Origin of the sequence: Aestuariispira insulae (genome assembly GCF_003385955.1) — a bacterium.
Taxonomy (GTDB): Bacteria; Pseudomonadota; Alphaproteobacteria; order UBA8366; family Aestuariispiraceae; genus Aestuariispira; species Aestuariispira insulae.
The window spans coordinates 72,306-90,476 of sequence record NZ_QRDW01000013.1; the positions used below are offsets into that span (position 1 = coordinate 72,306).

Here is an 18,171-nt window from a genome sequence, read left to right on the forward strand (position 1 = left end):
CCATGGAACAGTTTAAACGCTATGCCCTCTATTATGCACCAGAGTCAGGGTCAGACTTGGCGGATTTCGGCAATCACTGGCTGGGACATTGCCCGGACAGCGGGAATCGCCTGGAGCATAAACCCATCATCGGCCTGGCACCGAGCCAGATCGACCAGATCACCAAAGTGCCCGCCCGCTACGGGTTTCATGCGACATTGAAACCCCCATTCCATCTGGCTGCAGATCGCAGCCTGGAAGAGCTGGAGGCACAGTTGACGACCATCAGCCGCGGTCTGACCGGGTTTTCCATACCCGGTTTCCAGATCAGCCGGATCGGTGATTTCCTCGCCCTGACACCGGCCAAGCCTGTTCCCGAGCTGCGCCAGCTTTCGGACCGACTGGTGGTTGAACTGGATTCGTTCCGAGCCCCGCCAAACGAGGCGGAACTGGCCAGACGGCGCAAGAAACGCCTGACAGCCCGGCAGGAACAACTGCTGGATCAGTGGGGCTATCCCTATGTCATGGAGGAATTCAAATTTCACATGACCCTTACCGGCCCGCTTGGCGCGGTTGAGCTTTCCCGGCTAAGATCTATCCTGTTTTCTAAAATTGAACATTTGCTCTACCGGCCGGCATCGGTTGGTGAGGTTTGCCTGTTCGGTGATCCGGGCGGGGGCCCCCCCTTCCGCTTGATCCGGCGCTATCCGTTTTCCGCCGCCATTGCCGCTTGACGGTTTTTTTGCCGGATGACTTCCGCGAATTGAGACAGGGCGGTTTCCAGCCGTCCACCATTATCGATGCAGACCACCCGGACCCGTTCCGGCAGCGCCAACACCGGGCGGGCCAACCTGCGGCGGATGTCCGCTTCGCTTTCCCTGTTCCGCTGCCGCAGCCTTTCCGCCAGAACCTCCTTGGGGGCAGTGACCTCGATCACCGTGACCGGTGCCAGATGACGCCATGCCTCGGTGATCACGGAACGTGACACATTCACCAGAACCGTGCCCCCCTCCCGGCGCATGGATTGAACCTCTCTTGGAATGCCATAGTCCAATCCGTGGGCATGCCAGTGCAGAATGAACCCGCCAGCCGCACGGATCTCGGCAAAGGCGTCTGGATCCATTGCGATATGATCCTCGCCACCCGCGTCCCGGGGGCGGGTGACAATGCGCCTTGGAAAATAGACGTCGGGATCGTCGGCAAATATCTCACGGGCCCCGGCAAGCAAGCTATCCTTCCCGGCGCCGCTGGGGCCCACCACCAGGATCAATTCACCCAGATCATGCGACACGGTGCCCTCCCGACCAGACACCACGGATCACAGGGTGATGCGGGGAATGGTGCATATGGACAAGATCGGCCCTTTTGCCGGGCAGGATTTCCCCACGATCATCCAGTCCAATGCTTTCGGCAGGGTTTTTCGATATCAGCCGAATCGCATCCGGTAGGGCGATATGATCGAAGTCATCATGGAGGATCATGGCCGCCTGAAGCAAGCTGTGCGGCACATAATCACTGGAGATCACATCCAACACCTTTTCCGCCGCCAGATCGCGCGCGGACACATTGCCCGAATGGGATCGGCCCCGGACAATATTCGGCCCGCCCATCATGACTTTGAGCCCGGCCGCGTGAGAGGCGGCTGCCGCCTCCAAGGTTGTAGGGAATTCGGCAACACTCATGCCATCTTCCACCGCCTCCTCCACATGGGCAAGCGTCGCATCATCATGACTGGCCAGGGTGATATCATAGCTGCGGGCCAGTTCGACCACCATTTGCCGGTAGCGATGGCTATATTCCTGCTGCTCACGCTTGCGCGCGGCAATAAACGCATCCATCTCCCGATCGGTCAGCCCGAACTTGCCCTGATAATAGGTATAATAGGCATCCATGCTGACAAATTGACGCTGGCCGGGCGTATGATCCATGACAGAGAACATCTTGACCCCGGGCTCAGTCGCCAGCCCGTCCAACGCCGCCGGAAGATCGGGATAGCTGACTTCACAACGCAGATGCAGGAAATGTTCCACCCGCAACAAACCGGCTTCCCGCGCGTTGCGCATGCCGCCGATCATTTCCTTCAAACGCGTGATCCGGCTGCTGCCTTCCTTGACATCGCCAAGCGCGACCGCATCCAGCACCGTCGTGATACCGGAGATGGCAAGCTGGCCGTCATGGGCGACGGCCGCCGACACCGACGGCCATTCGGTTTTAGGCCGCGGGGTCATATGCTTTTCCATATTGTCCGTATGCAGCTCGACAAAACCCGGCAGCAGGAAGTCCCCTTCAAGATCCATGGCACCGGGGAGCATGCTGCATCCGCTGGCCAGATCCGCGATCTGACCATCCCGGATCTGAATGGTGCCGTGGATCACTTCACCCGCCAAAACGATATTGGCATTGGTAAAGACCTCTTCACGCATCTGTCGCCACCTTGAATGATGTGATGTCAAACTCACGATCGCAAACCGCCGCTCTCGCGGATTGATCATGGAAGATCCCGAGGATTGCAGCTCCGCGTGCTTTCGCTTCATCAATCAAATCCAGCACAACCTGGCGGTTGACCTGATCCAGGGAGGCTGTTGGCTCATCCAGCAGCATCACCGGATAATTCGCGATAAAGCCCCGGGCAATATTCACGCGCTGTTGTTCGCCACCGGAGAAAGTCATCGGCGAGAGGGACCAGAGGGTCTCCGGCACATTCAGCCGCTCCAACATGACCGCTGCCCGTTGCCGTGCCTCAGCCGCATCCTCCCCCCGAAGGCGCAGTGGCTCCGCGACGATATCCAATGTTGGCGTCCTTGGAATCACCCGGAGAAACTGGCTCACATAACCCAGTGTCTTCCGGCGCACCTCAAGGATCCGATGGGGTGAGGCAGCGACCATATCCACCCAATCCTCGCCATGACGGATATTGATGGATCCGGACTGGCTACGGTAATTAGCGTAAATCATGCGCATGAAGGTGCTTTTCCCGGCACCGGACGCGCCGGTCAATGCAACGCATTCCCCTTTTTCCAGACGCATTTCCACATTTTCAAAGACCGGGATCTCCGTTCCGTTCTGCACATGCAGCGTGAAGCTTTTGCATAGCTTTTCAGTAATCAGCATTTCCTGCATTGGATGCTCCTAAATTTGCAGAATGGAAGAGACCAGCAACTGGCTGTAGGGATGCTGCGGATCATCCAGGATCTGGTCGGTCAGCCCCTGTTCCACCACCTCGCCGCTCTTCATCACCATCAAACGATGGGACAGCAGCCGCGCCACTGCCAGATCATGAGTGACGATCACCACCGACAGGCCTTTTTCCGCGACCAGGGTCCGGATCAGGTCCAGCAGACGCGCCTGGACGGAAACATCCAGACCGCCGGTCGGTTCATCCATGAAAACAAGGCGCGGGTTGGTCACCAGGTTCCGCGCGATCTGCAATCTTTGCTGCATACCGCCGGAAAAAGTCGCCGGGCTGTCATCAACGCGTTCGGTATCAATCTCTACATCCTCGAGCCAACCCACTGCATTGTCGCGGATCCGGCCATAATGTCGCCAGCCAACACCCATCAGGCGCTCGCCGATATTGGCCCCGGCGCTGACCGCCATGCGCAGGCCGTCACGCGGGTTTTGATGGACATAGGCCCAGTCGGTGCGCATCAATAGCCTGCGCTGTGGCTCGCCCATCGCATGGATATCATCCATTCCCCCCATACGCGTACGGTATTTCACCGTGCCGTGCGAGGGCTCAAGCCGCCCATGCAGGGCATTGAGCAACGTGGTTTTACCGGAACCGGATTCCCCGACAATTCCCAACACCTCGCCAGGATAAAGATCAAAACAGACTTCCTTGCAGCCGATATGGGAGCCGTATTTTACCGTCAGCCCCTCAACCGCCATGATCGGTTCATCCATCATGTTTCTCCTGTAATCCGCCGGCATGATTTTCCGGCATTTGGCTGCCATGGAACCCCTGTTCCTGGCGTGTTTGACAATGATGGCTGTCCGAGCAGACAAACATGCGTTCCCCCCGGTCATCCAGAATCACCTCATCCAAGAAGCTCTGGTCATCGCCGCACAAAGCACAGGCTGATTCCCATTGCTGAACCTCAAAAGGATGATCTTCAAAATCGAGGCTTCTCACATCGGTGTAGGGCGGTATCGCGTAAATCCTCTTTTCACGCCCGGCACCAAACAGCTGCAGCGCCGGCATCTGATCCATTTTCGGATTGTCGAATTTCGGAATCGGCGATGGGTCGGTCATGTAGCGGCCATTCACCTGGGTCGGATAGGCATAGGTCGTGGCAATCGCGCCATGGCGCGAGATATCCTCATACAGTTTCACATGCATCAGCCCGTATTCTTCCAGGGCATGCATCTTCCGGGTCTCCACCTCACGGGGTTCCAGAAAGCGCAGAGGTTCCGGAATGGGCACCTGATAAACCAGGGTCTGGTCTTCACGCAGCGCTGTTTCCGGAATTCTATGCCTTGTCTGGATGATCGTGGCCTGTTCGGTCTTGGTCGTGGTTTCCACATTGGCGGTTTTGGCAAAGAACCGCCGTATGCTGACCGCATTGGTCGTATCATCCGATCCCTGGTCGATTACCTTGAGCCGGTCCGAGGGGCACAGGATCGTTGCCGTCACCTGGATACCGCCGGTACCCCAGCCATAGGGCATGGGCATTTCGCGGCTGGCAAAGGGAACCTGATAGCCCGGAATGGCGATCGCCTTGAAGATCGCCCTACGGATCATCTTCTTGGTCTGCTCATCCAGATAGGCGAAATTATAAATATCATTTTCCGTGGTCATTTTTTCACTCCGCCGCCTGTTTCTGCTCGACCACCATTTCCGCCCGCAAACGGCGCACCAGTTCCAGTTCGGACTGGAAGTCCACATAGTGGGGCAGCTTGATATGCTCGACGAAACCGGTTGCCTGGATATTGTCCGAATGGGACAGCACAAATTCCTCGTCCTGGGCCGCGGCCTCGACCTCTTCACCCAGCTCCTTTGCACGCAAGGCACGGTCTACCAAGGCCATGGCAATGGTCTTGCGCTCGTTATGGCCAAGCGTCAGGCCATACCCCCTGGTGAATTGCGGCGGCACCTTTTTTGAGCCCTTGAACTGGTTGACGGTTTCGCATTCGGTGATCGTGATATCCCCGATCTCGATGGCAAAACCCAACTCTTCCGGCACCATCTCCACCGCCACTTCACCAACCCGGATCTCTCCGACAAAGGCATGATTGCGGGCATAGCCACGCTGGGTGGAATATCCGAGCGCCAGAATGAACCCTTCGTCGCCACGTGCTAGGTTTTGAAGACGGATATCGCGGCCGGCCGGAAAATCCAGAGGCTCGCGGGTGAGGTCTCCAACCTCACAATCCTGATCATTCCCTGCCGCCGCCTGTTCGATCAGTCCTTCATGATTGAGCAGTTCGAGCACCCGGGGTGTTTCCGGCTCAACCGCCTTGTCCGCCGTTTCGGCCTGAAGAGGTTCTTCCCCTTCCGCCGCCAACGCAAAATCCAGCAGGCGATGGGTATAATCATAAGTCGGCCCCAGCACCTGCCCGCCCGGCAGATCCTTAAAGGTTGCCGAGATCCTGCGATCAAGGGACATGTCCGAGGTCTCAATCGCGGTTGTGAAGCCAAATCTCGGCAAGGTGGTCCGATAGGCCCGGAGCAGGAAAATCGCTTCGATCAGGTCACCACGCGCCTGCTTGACTGCAAGCGCTGCCAAATCCGGATCGTAAAGAGACCCTTCCGCCATGACCCGGCTGATCGACAGGCTCAGCTGTTCGCGGATCTGGTCCAGGCTCAGTTCTGGAACGTCTTTGTCCCCCCGGCGTTCTTCCGCCAGGAATTTATGCGCATTTTCAATGGCGCGCTCGCCCCCTTTGACCGCTACATACATGTTGTATCCTCCAATTTTGTGGACCGGGGCAGGGCTGCGACCGACTGGCCGCTGACCAGCAGCCAATCCAGGCCCGCGGGATAATCCATCCGGCTTTCCCCGATCAGGGACCAAAGAGCAGGAGATGCCCCGTCAAAATCGATCCGGCGCGGTTCCTTGAAACCGGGTCCGCTGCATACCGGCCCGCTGTCGGCTTTGATCATTTTGCTCACCAGGATGACGGTTGCTCCCCGGTCGGGATATTCAGGGCTTCCGGTCGACAACTTTTCCAGCTGTTTCAGTGCCGTTTCAGGCGTAGCCAGGACAAACGTCGCCTCTTCCGGCCTTTCAACGAGGGGACAACCGGTGTGAAACCGGATCCAGAGGTCAAGCGCGGAGTCTCTTAACTCCGGTGCAATCCATAACGGCGTGTCGCCATCAGCCATGGTCAACAAAATCTGTCCCGCCGCGGCGCCGATCTTGCCCGGCACATCCATCTCCAGCGGGAATTCATGTGCATAGGCCGGCTTTGCCATGGCCTGCATGATCACACGGTAGCTTTCGGTCGAGTCCATCACCGGATCGGAAAAAGCGGGTTTAAGATCCATATCTGTGGATTTCATGGTCAATCCTCCCCCCGAACCATGGTGTAAAACTCAACCTTGGTGGCTGCGGCTTTCCTGGATCGTTCATGGCGTTTTTCCAGCCACTTTTTCTCAAGCGGATCGATGAGCCTGGCAAACAGGTCCTGGCGGTATTCATCCCGCTGCAACAGCGCGTCAAACAATGCCGCCAGCTCGCAATGGCGTTTATCCCGGCCCTTGATGTATCCATGACCAACCGTGCCGTCCGCCAATCGGAGGGAACAGCGGGTCACCGTCATTTCGCCCAGATTGAACGGATCGCCCGTTCCACCGGCACGGCCTCGGACCATGGACAGGCCAATCTCAGGCAGACGCAGGAAATCGTAGCCGCCACTGTCCGGCAGCTGATCCAGAAATGCTTCAAGATCCCGGCATGCCGCCCGCGCCAGAATTCCCATCCAACGTTGCCGGTCGGCGAGCGCCCAGCCGCTCTGTTCCTGGCCGTTATTATCCTCAATAGCCTTCACTGACTTCTCCCATCTGGATGACTTTAATATTTGTCTAGATGTCTATATCTTTTTCAGTTATAAAGGGTTCGCGACACAAATCGGGTGACGCCTTGGTGAAATTTTCATGACAGTTTTTTCAGGGGTGGGAACAATGATTGATTGGCAGGCCGGAGAGGCAAAATGGCGCCAGATCGAACGCATCTTGAAAGAGGAAATAACCCTGGGCGATTTCCCATCGGGGGAAAAGCTGCCGACCGAACTGGTCCTGGCCAAGCGGTTTGGCGTGAACCGGCATACGGTGCGTCAGGCCATCGGCGCCCTGGCGGATGCGGACCTGGTCCGGGTTGAACAGGGCCGCGGCACTTTTGTGCAGGAAGCGGTATTGGATTATAACCTGAGCCAGAGAACCCGATTTTCACAAAATGTCAGCCGGAAACAGAAACTGCCGCACAAACGCCTGCTGGAATGGGAAGAGACCAAGGCCCGGGGCAAGGTTGCCCGGAACCTGCAATTAAAAGAAGGCATGCCGGTCCTGCGGCTCTTCTCCGTCAGTGAGGCGGATGGGATTCCCGTCTGCTGCAGCGAGAGCTTTCTTCCCGGGATCCGGTTTGAAGGTCTGGAAGAGGCCTTCAGAGAGACCGGCTCCTTGACCGAAGCCTTCAAGAGTTACGGCATTGCCGATTATCAGCGCAAGGAAACGCGGATCACGTCCCATTTGCCAACCGCCCGCATCGCGGAATTGCTGCGCCAGCCTAAAACACGGCCGATCCTGCTGACGGAAAATATCGATATCGACATGAATGGCGGCGTCATTGAAACCGGGTTCACAAGCTTCGCCAGCGACCGGGTTCAATTGATCGTTGGCGGGATCTGATTCGGCGCGCGGCCCTGTACCAGCACCGCGCGCGTTCATCAGCGACCGTCAATCAACCGTTTACGTGCTGTTGAACTCAGCCGCTCCACTGCCAGGACCAGAACGAAAATCATAAGCACGATCATGGCCGCCTGGTCATAGCGGAACATCTCCATGGAAACGGCCAGCTCCGCGCCAATCCCGCCTGCGCCGACCAACCCCAGAACCACCGAGGAACGCACCGCTTTTTCCAGAGCAAACAAGGTGGTGTTGGTCATCGCGGGCAACGCTGCCGGCAGAACCGTGCACATCACGATATCAAGACGGCCCGCTCCCATCGCGGAAAATGCTTCGGCCGGCCCGGCATCAGTCTCTTCCATATTCTCGGCGAAAAACCGGGCACAGAAACCGATCGTGTCAACGATGATGGTCAGTGTTCCGGCAAAAGGCCCCAAGCCAACCGACACCACAAAGAAAAGTGCCCAGGCCAGGTCCGGTACCGTTCGGAAGAAACTGACCAGGCCCCGGACCGCCACCTGCACCCAGGGTGCGGGCGAGAGGTTGCGCGCCGCCAGCACCGCCAAAGGAATGCTGATGATCACACCGATCACCGTACCGACCAGCGCCATCTGAAAGGTCACCAGCACCGATTGGAGCATGGGCACGAATCGGTCGGTTGCCGGCGGCACCATTTCCGAGGCGATCTGTCCCATATTCGGTAAACCGGCCAAAAGATCGCGGATCGAGATTTCTGCGCCCGCCAGCGACCACATGAAAAAGCCCAAGAACAGCGCGAAGCCTGCCGCGCGGAACGGTGAAGGTACCTCAAAACGGTCCGGCAAATGATGCTTGGCGGAAAGCTGTTCAGTCATAAAGCCCCCTGAGACTTGAAGCGGTCCAATGGTCAACCGGTCCATCAATCGCCAGCTCACCGCCTTTAAGCCCAAGCACGCGGTCCGCGTAATCAAGCGCATGGTCAAGCTGATGGGACACAAACATGAAAGTAAAATCCTCGTCCCGGCTGAGCTGGTGGAAAAGCTCCATGATTTCTTGTCCGGCCTGCGGATCAAGGCTGGCGGTCGGCTCATCAGCAAAAATCATTTCAGGTCGCTGCATCAGCGTGCGGGCAATGGCTACCCGCTGGGACTGGCCGCCCGACAAATGATCCGCCCGACGTTCCGCCAGATCCGCAAGCCCGACCTGGTCCAGGCAGTGAAGCGCAAAGGCCCGTTCCTCCCGGCGGCAAAAACCCTGCAGCCAGGCCCGGGCCCCCTGCCCCCTTGAGAGGCTGCCGTGACAGACATTGCTGAGCACGCTCAGCCGGGGAACCAGATTGTGTTTTTGAAAAACGAATCCCACCCTCGCCCGTTTTCGGCGCAACTGTCTCCCGCGCAGTCCGGTGAGGTTCTCGTCATTGATGATGATTGATCCGCTATCCGGCTCGATCAAACGGAGGCTGCAGCGCAGCAAGGTGCTTTTGCCGGATCCGTTTGCGCCAATGAGCGCCACCGATTGCCCTTTGGGAATTTGAAAAGAGATATCCCGAAACACCGGCACCGCACCGCCGCCGAAGCTTTTCGACAAACCCTTCACCCGCAAGGCGGCGAGCATGGAGGAGCAGGCACGGTTGACCGGCACCGTGCCTGCACTCTCTTCAGGCACCCCATCAAGCGGGAATTGCTCTGCTAGGCTGCCCATGGCGATCAGTTACCGATAAAGTCGGAATATTCCGGATAACCAGCCGTCTTATACATGGCACGGACATAGTCGTAATCTTCGTCCTTGATGGTATCCAGGAAGGCCATGCCCTTGTATTTCTGGTTGTCTTCCCCCTGCAGGATCGCCTGGATCAGATCGCTGGACTTTTCCACGAAAGCCTTGCGCACGGTATCCACAACCTGCGGATCCACATGGGTACCAACCATCAAAACGTCGTTCGGCAGATCCGGACCGCGCCCGATCACCCGGAAGTCACCCGGCTGCAGACCGCCATTTTCCATTTCCTTGTCACGCAGGCTCAGGAACTTGAGATGGTTCATGCCAATCGCCGCGACATCCCCTTTCTTAAGGGATTCCCAGGCTACCGGTATCTTGGTGTTAATGACGGTCACATCGTTGAGCGGATCCAGACCCGCATCCGCCATCGCCTGGATCGGCCCCAGATGTTTGGAGGTGGACCCGACCGAACCCATGGCCACTTTCTGACCCTTAAGCTGGCTTGCCAGGGTATAGGGGCTGTTGGCCCGTGCGATCAGGACAGCAAAATAGTCGGGGCGGGAAAACCCGACCACGATCTTGGCGTCCGTACGTTTTTTAATCACCACATATTCCGCAGGACCGGTCAGCACAAAATCGACCTTTTTAAAGCGAAGCGCCTCAACCGCAGCGGTGCGGTTCGTAACCGGCAGAAACTCGACTTCATAACCGGTCGCATCGGACAGGGTCTTGGTGAAAGCCCCAAATTCCCGCTGCAATTCTTCCATGCCGACCAGATCGGTCACCGCCAGCTTGATGGTTTTGGAGTCGGCTTGTGCAGCCTGGAACCCCACAAGAGCTGCGGCGAAAGTCACGGCAGCTATCAATTTACGAAACATATCCTGATACCCCTTAAACATTGTTTTAGATGAATAACGCTGGCGCGTTTAGCAAAGCATGCAGGCGCCAGTTACCAGACTGCGAACCCCCGAATATGCGGCTTCGCTATGCACAGATGCGATAATCCGCATCAAACATGTAAACAGGACGTCCCCGGACGATCGTCGCCATCACCCTGGGACAGGCGGGATCGGAATCGTCAATGATCACCAGATCCGCCCGCAGCCCCTCGCGAACCTCACCCCGATCGGTTAAGCCCGCCGCCTGCGCCGGGTTGCGGGACACCATGTTCCAGGCGGTTTGGAAATCGACGATACCGTCATTCACCAGCCGGAAAGGCGCCTGCAGCAGCGATGGATAGTAATAGTCCGAGGTTAAAATGGAGCAGAGACCGGCTTTTGCGGATTCCGCTGCATTTAGCCGGGCGCAATGGCTGCCGCCGCGCAGGATGTTCGGCCCGCCCAGAACAACCGGATCGCCATGATCAATGGCATAGCGCGCGGTTTCCTCATTCACCGGAAATTCGCAGATGCCGACACCGAGCTGGTGGTACCCGGCCCGCATTTCAGCTGTTTCATCATCATGGGAGGCACAGGGGATGCCATGATCCACCGCGCAAGCCGCCAGTAACGCTTTCGCCCCTTCCACCTGATCGGCACGGGCGGCCACATCATGGACCAGCTTGATGAAATCGGCACCACTGATGCCGGCACGACCGGCATATTTTACCAGCTTCTGTGCGTTATCCAGTTCACGCTGCATCATTTCCAGATGATTGTTAAAGGCCAGCAGATCGATCCGGCCCTCTTCAATCCAGCCGGCGATCTCTCCGGCAGCGGGTGTATTAAAGGTCTCCCAGCGAAGATGGACCCGGGTGTCACAGGCCAGCCTGTCCTGGAGCGCGGCCAGCGCATTCAGAAGTTCAAGGGCGGTTTCCCGCCCGCGCAGGCCTGGTTCCCAAGAATAGGTGATCCCATGATAGGCTGTGGCAATGCCGTTTGAAATCATCTGACGATCGGTTTCCTGCAGGGCCAGATCCAAGGGGAAATGTACACCGGGCCGGGGCATGATCTGGCGTTCGAAAGCATCCCCATGCAAATCAATGATCGCCGGCAATACCAGATAACCGGACGCATCCAGGACAGATTTTCCTGCGGCGTCCTCGTTTCCGATTGCCGAAATATGGCCTGCGTCAATAGTAACACCCGCCTCGCGGAGCACCCCGCCTTCCCCTAGAACCCGACCGCCGATCACCGATAACATTTCGTCCACTCCCTCTAAATCGAAGCCGAACGGTTCAGCCCCTCTCTTTGAGAGGCGGCGTGCACTACGTTCGCCACAAGAAATAGAAAGCGATGCAATTAATTTCGGATACGTGACAGGATCGTGACTATTCCGTTACCGTGACAGGTTTCGGGGGGACGAATCCGCATTAGGTCCAGTTTTGCAGGAACGAGTTTCGATCGCGGGACTGAGCTGACCAACAGGTTCTCTCTGACTTGTTCTGAGAGACAGCCCCACGGCATATGCGAAATCAGGGGGGTGTTTGATAATTGTCAGGAATACACCAATCTCGAAGAAACAATTTCTGGCCGACCAGATCGCTTCTGCCTTGGAGCAGGCGGAAACCGAGGCAACGTCGGGATTTTGAATCAAGCAATTCAACTAAAATACGAATTAAATCCGAATTGATTGTGCTTGAGCAATCTTTGCAACCAAACTAAATGTCCGTTTGGGGCAACAATTTGGTGCAGTTGGGGGAAGTCCTCAGTGATCGGTGCGGGATTATTGAGCCGGATGCGTGCGCGCGCTCCGGAAGTGGTTGCATTTTGTCTTTTGTTCGGTTTCACGGATCTGGCCGCTGTTGCAGCGACGCCATCCGCATCCGAATTGCAAGCAATCCAAAGGGAACAGGAACAGCTTTTGCGCATGGAGGAGGAGCGCCGCCGTGAACAGGAAAGGCTGCGCAAACTCAAGGAATTGCAACCGCCTGAGCCGGAGGAGAAGCCGGAACATCCGAGCGTACCGGAGTCGGAGAGATGCATCCAGGTCGATCGGATCCGGGTTCTGAATGCCGATATCGTCAGTGATGCCGACATTGCGCAAATCACCGATCCATTGCGACAAAGCTGTTTGAAGACCAACCAGCTGCAACAGCTGCTGCAGCAGTTAAATGATCTTTTCCGGGACGCAGGCTATGTGACCAGCCGGGCCTATCTGCCGGAACAGGATCTCCAGGACGGCATCCTGATCATTCAGGTTCTGCAGGGAACGATCAGTAATATGACCTTGGGCGAGGGTCGACGGGCCGACCGCTGGCAGCTTTATTTCGCTTTCCCGACGTCCGAAGGCGAGGTCCTGAACATTCGGGATATTGAACAGGGCCTGGAACAAATGAACCGGCTGGCGTCCAATAACGCCACCATGTCCATCGAACCGGGCCAGGAAGCGGGCACATCCGTCGTGGCCGTGACCAATAAGACATCCCGGCCGTTCCGGGTTGAAATCGGCCGGGATAATTCCGGCACCAATTCCACCGGCATTTTGCGGGATACCGCCAATGTCTATCTTGATAACATTCTGGGCATAAATGATGGCTGGAGCTTCTATTTTTCCAAGAATGCCCGGGGTGTCCGCCAGACAAGGCGCAGCAATTCCGCCACCGGCACATTCACCGTCCCATTCGGGTATTCCACGCTGACATATACGTCGAGCTATTACAGCTACAAAACGCTGTCTGAGGGTGACACGCAGAGTTTCTTTTACAGCGGCTTGAGCACCAGCGACATGCTGGAGCTATCCCATGTGGCGCATCGCGATCAATCAAGCAAAACCCGCATAGACCTTGGCATCACCCGAAAGCGCGCCCGCAATTTCGTGGATGATAGCCGCCAGTCCAGCAGCCGGAATCTGGCAATTGGCCATCTGGCATTGGCGCACAGCCGCAGGGCCTTTGATGGCGTCTTGTCGGCCGAAATCCGTCATGAGCGGGGCATGAAAATCCTGGGCGCAAAGGAAGACGACCCGGATCAGGATCACGGTGAAGCAAAAGCCCAGTTTCGGAAATGGATCCTGGAAGCGGCCTATTCCCGGAATTTCAGCCTGGATGAAAATATGGCGCTGGCCTGGAGCAGCAGCGCGAATTGGCAATATGCCCAAGACGGGTTGTTCGGGTCCGAACAGATCGGGGTTGGCGGCCTCTATTCGGTGCGCGGCTTCCGTGAAGACAGCCTGTCCGGCGATACCGGCGGTTATTGGCGCAACGAGCTGGCGCTCAATGGCATCGATCAGGATTGGGGATTGTTTGAGCCGGTTGTGGGATCAATCACCCCCTATGTCGCTTTTGACATGGGCCGGGTTCTCACAAACCGCGGAGATGCCAATGAAAAAGGCACGGTCTCGGGCTGGTCGGTGGGCCTGCGGAACGATGCCAGATATTTCCGTTTTGATCTTCAATTTTCCCAGGGGTTGGCTGCGCCGCAACATCTGGAAAAAGAAAGCCACGAATTCAATTTCAACGCGACGCTGCGTTTCTAGGGGGAAGCTGGCATGACTGAGAAAATGGCCTTTTGGGCAGAGGAGACTCTGTCATTTGACAAAAAAGAAAAACTGTCGTCGGTTTTGCGCCGCTACGCCAGCTATCTGCTGATCTGTCAGTTTGCTTTGCAGCCGGTCCTGGCCCAGGCCCAGATGGTTCCGGACCAGAGCGATCCCTCCAAGGCGCCCACCATTGACAGTGCGCCCAACGGCGTGCCGGTGGTGAATATCACCAGGCCAAGCGCAAGCGGAGTCTCCCAAAACCGTTTCACGGAATTCAATGTGGACGCCCAGGGGGTGATCCTGAATAACAGCGCCAGCCATGGCACTTCCCAGCTGGGCGGGGTTTTGCTGGCCAACCCCAATCTGGGGGGGCAGGAAGCCCGGATCATCGTCAATGAGGTGACCGGGTCCAATGCCAGCCAGTTGCGCGGTTTCACGGAAATCTTCGGCGGCCAGGCGCAATATGTGCTCTCCAATTCCAACGGCATTTATTGTAATGGCTGCGGTTTCATCAACACGCCGCGGGCCACCCTGACCACTGGTCAGGCACAATATAACGACGGCAATCTGACCGGCCTTGATGTGGAAAATTCCAGCCAGATTGATATCGATGGGCTGGGGCTGAATGCCCAGGATATTGCCGCCCTGGATCTGGTCGCCCGCTCGGTACGTGTCAACGCGCCGGTCAATGCGCAGGACCTGCGTGTCTTCACCGGGCGCAACCTGATGGACTATGGCGCGCGCACGGTGACGGTGAAGGCGGATGATGGCAGCGCCAAACCCGCGCTCGCCCTGGATGGCGCCCTGTTTGGCGGCATGTATGCCCGCCGGATCGAGGTGATTGCCACCGAAGACGGGGTCGGCGTCAAGATGCCGGATGACCTGGCGGCCGGCACCGGCGATATCACGATTACCGCCGATGGCGGGATTGCTCTGAAAAACCTGTCGGCCAAGACCGGAACCACCCTCTCCTCCGCCAATGGCGACATCAACATCACCGGCGGGGCAAATGGCGGCAGCAGCCTCAGCCTGAGCGCCAGCAACGGCGCCGTTGCCACGGATGCAGCGGCGGTTGCGGGCGCGCTGGATACGGTGACCGTCACTGCCCGGTCCGTCAGCAATAACGGCCGCATCGTCGCCGGGTTGGATGCCAATGCAAACGGCACCGCCAATGGCGATCTCCAGATCACCGCCAGTCAGGATCTGAACAATGGCGGCACCCTGACCGCCGGACAGGATCTGACCGCACAGGCCGCCGATATCACCAGCACCGGGCTGATCCAGGCCGGCAATATCAACAGCCTCACGGTTGCTAACAATGCCACCCTGGCCAACCTGTCCGCCGGAACACGCGCGGAGATCACCGCCACCAATGGCAATGTCACCGTCAATGAGACCGTGAATGGCGGCGGGGAAACCGTGATCACCGCCACCAACGGCACGGTCGCCACCGGAGCCGATGGCGTGATCGCCGCCCTGGACCGCGTCACAGTGGATGCGGCGAACATCACCAACCAAGGTGAAATATCGGCCGGGATCGACAGTGACGGCAATGCCACCGCCACCGGGGCCCTAACCCTGAAGGCCAGCCAGAAACTGACCAACAGCCATTACATCACCAGCGGTGACAGCCTGACCGTTCAGGCCGATGAAATCGACAATGATGAAGGGTATCTGCTCTCCGTTGGCGCAATGACCCTGGAAGGGACCGAGGGCGCGCGCGCCACTGCCGTGGTGAACCAGTCCGGCACCATTGAAACCGCCACTGGCGATATCCTGATCCGGGCCGATGCGCTGAGCAACAAGCGCAAGCAATTCACCACCGGCAGCGTCAAGATCTTTGACCGGTCCTATTCGGAAACATCGGGCAACCCGCCGAGCAATCCCCCGGGGGCGGGCATCTCCGGGGCGGGCTGGGCCTATCTGACGGATGGTTCCACCGTCGTGGTTCCCCATCCGGACCGGGGCATGGCCTATGCCTCCTATTATGATTTCGGCCCGATCCGGGTGCGCCAATATGAAGTCCAGGTGACCGCCACTTCCGCCGCCAGCATGCTGTCTTCGGGCAACAATCTGACGGTTGACGGCGGCACCATCACCAATGAATACAGCGCCATTTCCGCCAAGGGTGATATCGCCCTGACCGGCACCAGCCTGCAAAACACCCAGGTGAACCTGACCAAGGACCTCTATTTCACCGGCCCGAACGGCAATTATAACCGTTGTGTCGGCGGCCCCTGCCAATGGTTCGGCAATGGCGGCGGCACCATCCTGGTGGAGCGCAGCACCTATGACACGGTCAGCGCCACCATCCAGGCAGGCGGCAGCCTGACCGGCAGCTTCACCGGCCAGATCAACAATACCACCATCTCGCAGACCGTGGATGACACCAACCTGCAGCGCAGCAACACGATCACCAGCGAAACGCCCTATAAGCCGAGCAAGCTGACGCTTAACCCGCTGGATATCGCAGAGGAAATTCCCGGTGGCCGGGAGATTTTGGAAGAGATCCGCAATTTCAACGGCAATGAGGCCAGCGTGGAAAGGCGCGCCAAATTTGCCGATCTGGGCACCTATTTCGCCGGTGAGGATTTCCTTGCCCGTGTTCCGGGGGCCGCGGCGGCGCGCGAGATCTCCGACAAGCTGGCGCTTGGCCGCAACGCGGAAAAGACACTGATCGATGGTACGATTGTGGTTGAGACCGGCAAACGCTGGCTGGATCCCTCCGTCCGGGACAGTGAAGGCCAGATGAAGCAGCTGGTGGATAACGCTGTCGAGGCGGCTGGAAATCTCCAGCTGGCATTCGGTGTCTCCCTGAGCGCGGTGCAGATCCAGGCGCTGACCAAGAATATCGTCTGGTATGAGGAACAGGAAATCAACGGCCATAAGGTCTTGCTGCCAAAAATCTATCTGGCCAGCACCACCGGTTCGGTCATCAATGACAAAGGCACCCTGGCCGCAGGCAGCGATATCCGTCTGGATGCCGGTACCACGCTTGCCAACAGCGGCAATATCGAAGCGGGGAACACCATCACGCTCACCGCCCAGGATGACCTGGTCAACAGCGGCGGCCGGATCCAGTCCGGCGGCGACCTCTCCTTGGAGGCGGTTAACGGCGATCTGGTCAACCAGACCGAAACCTATGATCTGAGAACCAAGGCCAATGAGATCCAGACCGTGGCACGGACCAAGGGCGAGCTGATCTCCGGCGGGGATCTCACCCTCAAGGCCGGCAATGATGTCACCGTGAAAGGGGCCGCGATCACCGCGCTGGGCGATGCCGCGATAGAGGCGGGCAACAATGTCGAGATCGGCACCATCGCGCTGCGGGACAAGAAGGAAAGCGTCTTTGAAGGCGGCCATGACAAATCCGACAGGACCACAGTCGAAGGGTCTTCGATTCTGGTGGATGGCGCGCTTTCCATCACCGCAGGCGAGGATCTGACCGTCAGGGGCAGCGCCGTGGCCGCCGGTGGCGACCTGGCGCTCAAGGCCGGGGATGATCTGACCATCACATCGGACCAGAATACCGCGACCTATGATACCAGCCGCAGCAAGAAATCCTTCTGGAAATCCTCCAGCCTCCAGGCCAACGGCCTGCAGATCGAACAGCAATCCTCGGTCATTGGCGCCGGCGGCACCTTGAGCCTGGAAGCGGGCGACAATGCCCGCATCACCGCCTCGGCGGTTAATGCCGGCTCGGATCTTTCCATCAAGGCCAATGACGTGCTGGTCGACACCGCCCGGGATGTCAAAGAAGACTTCCTGGAAACCAAGCGTTCCGGCTTCTTTGTTGAAGGCTCCGCCAGCGGCGACGGCGTCGGATTTTCCGCAGGCGCGCGCAAGGAACAGCATAAGTTTGATACCGACAGCGCGACCCAGGTGGTGTCCGGCCTGAATTCAGGCGGGGCCATCACGATTGAGGCCACCCAGGATGCGGTGATCGATTCCGCCACCCTGTCGGCGGCCGGGGATGTGAATGTCCGCGCGGGCAATGACATTGACCTCAAAGCCTCCAGCGACACGTTCTCCCACAGTGAAGAGCATAAGATCAAACAGGCGGGCATTTCCGTTTCCCTGAAACAGAATGTGACCCAGGCGGTTGAAAGCGTCGCCAACCTGCCCCAGGCCCTGACCGAGGGCGAAGGCGGGGCCGCCGCGCAGGGCGTGACCGCGGCCTCGGCGGTGCTGAAGGTCGCCTCCGCCGTGACCGCGCTGCAAAAAGGCGCGGT

The 18,171-nt window shown here is 58.2% G+C and carries 16 protein-coding genes; 4 read left to right on the forward strand and 12 right to left on the reverse strand.

From position 1 onward, the window contains the following. Positions 1-2 precede the first annotated feature (2 nt). Positions 3-713: a DUF1045 domain-containing protein gene (locus tag DFP90_RS20260; RefSeq protein ID WP_115938885.1), complete on the forward strand. Its 711-nt coding sequence runs from the start codon at positions 3-5 to the stop codon at positions 711-713. Here the strand turns inward: DFP90_RS20260 and phnN are convergent. Genes phnN through phnG form a run of 8 tightly spaced genes read right to left on the reverse strand, consistent with a single transcriptional unit; the run spans position 683 to position 6,969 of the window. Further along, on the reverse strand, positions 683-1,270 hold the full coding sequence (gene phnN, locus DFP90_RS20265) for a phosphonate metabolism protein/1,5-bisphosphokinase (PRPP-forming) PhnN (RefSeq protein WP_245957133.1): 588 nt from the start codon (positions 1,268-1,270) through the stop codon (positions 683-685). The genes DFP90_RS20260 and phnN overlap by 31 nt on opposite strands. Beyond that, positions 1,260-2,402, reverse strand: coding sequence for an alpha-D-ribose 1-methylphosphonate 5-triphosphate diphosphatase (locus tag DFP90_RS20270; RefSeq protein ID WP_115938889.1), 1,143 nt, complete (start codon positions 2,400-2,402; stop codon positions 1,260-1,262). The genes phnN and DFP90_RS20270 overlap by 11 nt, the downstream gene beginning before the upstream one ends. Next, the gene (phnL, locus tag DFP90_RS20275) at positions 2,395-3,099 is read right to left on the reverse strand and encodes a phosphonate C-P lyase system protein PhnL (protein WP_218044760.1); all 705 of its coding nucleotides are present in this window, start codon (positions 3,097-3,099) and stop codon (positions 2,395-2,397) included. The genes DFP90_RS20270 and phnL overlap by 8 nt, the downstream gene beginning before the upstream one ends. A 9-nt stretch (positions 3,100-3,108) precedes the next feature. Further along, complete coding sequence (gene phnK, locus DFP90_RS20280) at positions 3,109-3,885, reverse strand: phosphonate C-P lyase system protein PhnK (protein ID WP_115938891.1); 777 nt, start codon at positions 3,883-3,885, stop codon at positions 3,109-3,111. Then, on the reverse strand, positions 3,875-4,777 hold the full coding sequence (locus tag DFP90_RS20285) for an alpha-D-ribose 1-methylphosphonate 5-phosphate C-P-lyase PhnJ (protein ID WP_115938893.1): 903 nt from the start codon (positions 4,775-4,777) through the stop codon (positions 3,875-3,877). Before DFP90_RS20285 ends, phnK begins: the two co-directional genes overlap by 11 nt. 4 nt (positions 4,778-4,781) lie before the next feature. Further along, positions 4,782-5,879, reverse strand: coding sequence for a carbon-phosphorus lyase complex subunit (locus DFP90_RS20290; protein ID WP_115938895.1), 1,098 nt, complete (start codon positions 5,877-5,879; stop codon positions 4,782-4,784). After that, the gene (gene phnH, locus DFP90_RS20295) at positions 5,870-6,481 is read right to left on the reverse strand and encodes a phosphonate C-P lyase system protein PhnH (protein ID WP_115938897.1); all 612 of its coding nucleotides are present in this window, start codon (positions 6,479-6,481) and stop codon (positions 5,870-5,872) included. Before phnH ends, DFP90_RS20290 begins: the two co-directional genes overlap by 10 nt. 2 nt (positions 6,482-6,483) lie before the next feature. After that, positions 6,484-6,969 carry a phosphonate C-P lyase system protein PhnG gene (phnG, locus tag DFP90_RS20300; RefSeq protein ID WP_245957134.1) on the reverse strand — a complete coding sequence of 162 codons (486 nt, stop codon included), beginning with the start codon at positions 6,967-6,969 and terminating at the stop codon, positions 6,484-6,486. Positions 6,970-7,102: 133 nt separating this feature from the next. Between phnG and phnF the strand changes: the two genes are divergently transcribed. Beyond that, positions 7,103-7,825, forward strand: coding sequence for a phosphonate metabolism transcriptional regulator PhnF (gene phnF / locus DFP90_RS20305; protein WP_245957135.1), 723 nt, complete (start codon positions 7,103-7,105; stop codon positions 7,823-7,825). Between the two features lie 38 nt (positions 7,826-7,863). Here phnF and phnE read toward each other — a convergent pair whose 3' ends face one another. The 4 genes from phnE to DFP90_RS20325 form a co-directional block, all read right to left on the reverse strand. Further along, positions 7,864-8,676, reverse strand: coding sequence for a phosphonate ABC transporter, permease protein PhnE (gene phnE / locus DFP90_RS20310; protein ID WP_115938899.1), 813 nt, complete (start codon positions 8,674-8,676; stop codon positions 7,864-7,866). Continuing rightward, positions 8,669-9,502, reverse strand: a complete 834-nt coding sequence (locus DFP90_RS20315; RefSeq protein ID WP_218044761.1) for a phosphonate ABC transporter ATP-binding protein — start codon at positions 9,500-9,502, stop codon at positions 8,669-8,671. The genes phnE and DFP90_RS20315 overlap by 8 nt, the downstream gene beginning before the upstream one ends. A gap of 5 nt (positions 9,503-9,507) precedes the next feature. Beyond that, complete coding sequence (locus DFP90_RS20320; protein ID WP_115938901.1) at positions 9,508-10,398, reverse strand: phosphate/phosphite/phosphonate ABC transporter substrate-binding protein; 891 nt, start codon at positions 10,396-10,398, stop codon at positions 9,508-9,510. Between the two features lie 106 nt (positions 10,399-10,504). After that, positions 10,505-11,662 carry an alpha-D-ribose 1-methylphosphonate 5-triphosphate diphosphatase gene (locus DFP90_RS20325; protein WP_115938903.1) on the reverse strand — a complete coding sequence of 386 codons (1,158 nt, stop codon included), beginning with the start codon at positions 11,660-11,662 and terminating at the stop codon, positions 10,505-10,507. Positions 11,663-12,196: 534 nt separating this feature from the next. On the opposite strand from DFP90_RS20325, the gene DFP90_RS20330 reads away from it, so the two are divergent. Both DFP90_RS20330 and DFP90_RS20335 read left to right on the forward strand, forming a co-directional pair. Then, a complete protein-coding gene (locus DFP90_RS20330; RefSeq protein ID WP_115938905.1) occupies positions 12,197-13,936 on the forward strand; it encodes a ShlB/FhaC/HecB family hemolysin secretion/activation protein in 1,740 nt (579 codons plus the stop codon). Positions 13,937-13,948: 12 nt separating this feature from the next. After that, positions 13,949-18,171, forward strand: a 4,223-nt coding sequence (locus DFP90_RS20335; RefSeq protein WP_115938907.1) for a two-partner secretion domain-containing protein, incomplete at its 3' end; no start/stop codon positions are given.

Coding starts and splice junctions, on each gene's coding strand:
- phnK (WP_115938891.1), bottom strand. CDS start 3,885: ATGATGGATGAACCGATCATGGCGGTTGAGGGGCTGACGGTAAAATAC.
- DFP90_RS20330 (WP_115938905.1), top strand. CDS start 12,197: ATGCGTGCGCGCGCTCCGGAAGTGGTTGCATTTTGTCTTTTGTTCGGT.
- DFP90_RS20315 (WP_218044761.1), bottom strand. CDS start 9,502: ATGGGCAGCCTAGCAGAGCAATTCCCGCTTGATGGGGTGCCTGAAGAG.
- DFP90_RS20270 (WP_115938889.1), bottom strand. CDS start 2,402: ATGCGTGAAGAGGTCTTTACCAATGCCAATATCGTTTTGGCGGGTGAA.
- phnL (WP_218044760.1), bottom strand. CDS start 3,099: ATGCAGGAAATGCTGATTACTGAAAAGCTATGCAAAAGCTTCACGCTG.
- DFP90_RS20260 (WP_115938885.1), top strand. CDS start 3: ATGGAACAGTTTAAACGCTATGCCCTCTATTATGCACCAGAGTCAGGG.
- DFP90_RS20320 (WP_115938901.1), bottom strand. CDS start 10,398: ATGTTTCGTAAATTGATAGCTGCCGTGACTTTCGCCGCAGCTCTTGTG.
- DFP90_RS20290 (WP_115938895.1), bottom strand. CDS start 5,879: ATGTATGTAGCGGTCAAAGGGGGCGAGCGCGCCATTGAAAATGCGCAT.
- phnH (WP_115938897.1), bottom strand. CDS start 6,481: ATGAAATCCACAGATATGGATCTTAAACCCGCTTTTTCCGATCCGGTG.
- phnE (WP_115938899.1), bottom strand. CDS start 8,676: ATGACTGAACAGCTTTCCGCCAAGCATCATTTGCCGGACCGTTTTGAG.
- phnF (WP_245957135.1), top strand. CDS start 7,103: ATGATTGATTGGCAGGCCGGAGAGGCAAAATGGCGCCAGATCGAACGC.
- DFP90_RS20285 (WP_115938893.1), bottom strand. CDS start 4,777: ATGACCACGGAAAATGATATTTATAATTTCGCCTATCTGGATGAGCAG.
- DFP90_RS20325 (WP_115938903.1), bottom strand. CDS start 11,662: ATGTTATCGGTGATCGGCGGTCGGGTTCTAGGGGAAGGCGGGGTGCTC.